The organism is Barnesiella sp. CU968 (assembly GCF_905219685.1).
GTDB lineage: Bacteria > Bacteroidota > Bacteroidia > Bacteroidales > Muribaculaceae > Lepagella > Lepagella muris_A.
The window spans coordinates 1-3,287 of record NZ_CAJMXD010000325.1; the positions used below are offsets into that span (position 1 = coordinate 1).

The 3,287-nt window shown below is 49.0% G+C and carries 3 protein-coding genes; all 3 read left to right on the forward strand.

All coding sequences use genetic code 11. From position 1 onward, the window contains the following. A partial coding sequence (locus JX312_RS10915) for an SUMF1/EgtB/PvdO family nonheme iron enzyme (protein WP_204458017.1) occupies window positions 1-661 on the forward strand: 661 nt, incomplete at its 5' end. Beyond that, on the forward strand, window positions 661-1,548 hold the full coding sequence (gene gldL / locus JX312_RS10920; protein WP_204458018.1) for a gliding motility protein GldL: 888 nt from the start codon (window positions 661-663) through the stop codon (window positions 1,546-1,548). The genes JX312_RS10915 and gldL, both read left to right, overlap by 1 nt. A 24-nt stretch (window positions 1,549-1,572) precedes the next feature. Further along, on the forward strand, window positions 1,573-3,147 hold the full coding sequence (gldM, locus tag JX312_RS10925) for a gliding motility protein GldM (RefSeq protein WP_204458019.1): 1,575 nt from the start codon (window positions 1,573-1,575) through the stop codon (window positions 3,145-3,147). The last annotated feature ends 140 nt before the right edge of the window (window positions 3,148-3,287 follow it).

Sequence of the window (3,287 nt, forward strand, 5' to 3'; positions counted from 1 at the left end):
TGAGAATGCATACAACGAGCCGTATACAAGAATGTATTTCTCTCATGCAGGATATAACGACTACCCCGTGGTGGGTGTCAGCTGGGAACAGGCTACGGCATTCGCCAACTGGCGCACGGAATATCTGCGCCGCTCGCTCGGCAAAGAGGGGGTATATGTAGAACCTTACAGGTTGCCAACCGAAGCGGAGTGGGAATATGCCGCCAGAGCCGGAAACTCGGAATCTCCCTATCCATGGGAGGAAACGTTGCCGATGGATGAAAGAGGATGTTTTTATGCAAACTTCAAACCTATGGACGGCGATTTCGTGCGCGACGGTCATGTCATCACGTCTGCCGTAGGAACATTCAAACCCAATGATTTCGGGTTGTATGACATGGCAGGCAATGTGTCGGAATGGACCTCGACCGCATACACGGAAAGTGTGGGCAGACAGACATCCGACCTCAATCCGGAATACAGATATGATGCGGCAAAAGAAGATCCGTACAAGATGAAACGCAAAATCGTCAGAGGCGGAAGCTGGAAAGACGTGGCTCGCAATATCCGTTCAGACCTCCGCATGTGGGAATATCAGAACGAACAGCGGTCATATATCGGGTTCAGATGTGTGCGCTCACAGATAGGTTTTGCCAAAGGAACACAGAAAAAGAAGAAATAATGGTTAAGATACGCAAATACGCCAATGTGATAGAGCGTTTTCTTCACGGCGAGAAGGGACAGCGGTTTTTCAATTTCGCATATTCGATTGGCGCCGCTATTGTGATATGGGGCGCACTGTTCAAGATTCTCCATCTTCCCGGGGGCAGCCTTCTGCTCTGCATCGGCATGGGCACGGAGATTGCAATGTTCATACTGACAGCATTCGACCGTCCTCCAAAGGAATATGCATGGGAAGAGGTTTTCCCGGTACTTGATTCAAAGAATGCCGAAGACCGCCCGGATTTCAGCGCGCATCCCGAAGTTGTGGTTGCCGGAGGAGCTTATCCTGCCGGAGAGTATTCCGAAGCCACGGCAGGGATAGCGTCAGTTCCGGCGGAAGGTCAGACTCAAGGTCATACTCAAGGTCATACTCAAGGTCAGACTCAAGGTGTAAGGAATGTTGAACTGCCGGAATTGCCCGAGTTGCCTAAAGTCTCGGATTTCGCAGAAGTTTCGGGCGAATATGTGGCGCAGATGCAGGCGATTGCCGAGCAGATGGCAACACTTAACGAGACGTATTCCGAGCATATGCAGGATCTGAACCGTAATGTTTCCGGTCTTAACACAATATATGAGATTCAGCTTAAAAGTATATCATCGCAGCTTGAGACCATCGACCATGTCAACAGAGGGTTGAAGGATATCCGCGATATGTATGAGAAATCCGCCAATGAATCTTCACGTTATTGCGAAGAGACAGAAAAGATGGCGCGCTATATGCGGCAGCTCAATGCGGTCTATGAAAAGATGATTACAGCGATGACCATCAACATGCACAATCCGATGATGGGTGGAGTGTCGCAGAATCCGTTTACGCAGGAGGACCCGGAACAGGTCAATTCCTGATTTATCATTACTAATTGATTAGAAATGGCAGGTGGTAACAATGTAGCGAGAATGTCGCCGAGGCAGAGGATGATAAACCTGATGTATATTGTCCTCACAGCAATGCTTGCTCTGAACGTGTCGAGCGATGTGCTCAACGGATTCAGTCAGGTTCAGGACGGCATTCAGGGCACTAACCTGAATATAACAGCTCGCAACGGGGTGCAGTTCGCGCATCTCGAGAACCTGTATGAACAGAATCCAGAAAAAGCCGGAAGATGGTATCAGCAAGGTGTCGAGTTGCATAAAAGATCCGACAAGTTGTATGCATTGATCGAGGATCTCAAGACCTCGATTGCAAAAGCGGCGGATGGAGCTGACGGGAAATATAGCGATATTGTAAATAACGATGATCTTGAGGCATCGGCTGTGACAATGCTCAATCCGGCAACAAACAAGGGTCAGGCATTGCGCCGGAATCTTGATGAATACAGAAAATATGTGGTGACCATGATTCCTGATGCCGAAAAGCGCAAAGCCGTGGAGAATATGCTCTCTACAAAGGTTTCGGCGCGTAGCGGTGATGTCGGTTCTCAGTCCTGGGAGCAGAAGATGTTTGAGAATATGCCGGCAGTAGCAGCTGTCACATTGCTGACAAAAGTGCAGAATGATATACGACAGGCGGAGTCTGAAGCATTGTCAGGTCTTATAGCAGCTGTGGACATGGGAGACGTGAGGGTGAACGAGCTGAATGCATATGTCATTCCGGTGTCTAATATGATTATGAGGGGTGGCAAATATTCCGCAGATATCGTGCTTGCGGCTATAGACACCACACAGCGTCCTGAAATATTCATCAACGGCTCGAAACTCGACAATGCCAAGGGTCACTATGAATTTGTTGCAGGAAGTGTCGGAACGCATGATTTCTCGGGATATATAGAAGTGCCCAGAGCCGACGGCACCACTGACAGACGTCCGTTCAAGTCTTCATATACCGTGATGGAACCGATGGCGACAATCTCTCCTACGATGATGAATGTGCTTTATGCCGGAATTGCGAACCCTATCAGTATATCAGTGCCGGGGGTGCCTATGTCGGCAGTGCAGGCTACAATGTCAAACGGCACATTGACAAGAAACGGAGACCATTGGGTGGCACATCCCGGTAAAGTGGGAAGCGAATCCGTAATTTCTGTGTCGGCAAATATCGACGGGCATTCACAGACGGTAGGTTCCATGACATTCAGAGTGCGTAAACTTCCTGACCCATCGCCATACCTTGCCATAAAAGACGGCAATGGCAACACTGTCCATTACAAGGGATCGCCCAAGCGTATCTCGAAAGGCGCGCTTATGGCATCTGAAGGTATAGGGGCTGCAATAGATGACGATATTCTGAATGTTACATATTCAGTGGTGTCTTTCTCAACTGTTTTTTATGATCAGATGGGAAATGCGATTCCCGAACTTTCCGACGGATCAAGGTTTTCTTCGCGACAGAAAGAGCAATTCCGCAGACTTAAACCTGGCAAGACATTCTTTATAACGGATGTCAAGGCGAAAGGACCCGACGGAATCACACGCGACATCTCACCGATGCAGGTGGCGTTAAACTAACAGGATATTTCTTTAGAAGAATAAGATAAAGATGAAAATATACAGAAAAATATTCCTCTTGCTTTTTGCGGGAGCCGTGTCTTTGGGCGCGGCGGCGCAGGTCGAGACCGGCGGAGTGGTTCGCAAGCGGTCGGGGCGTG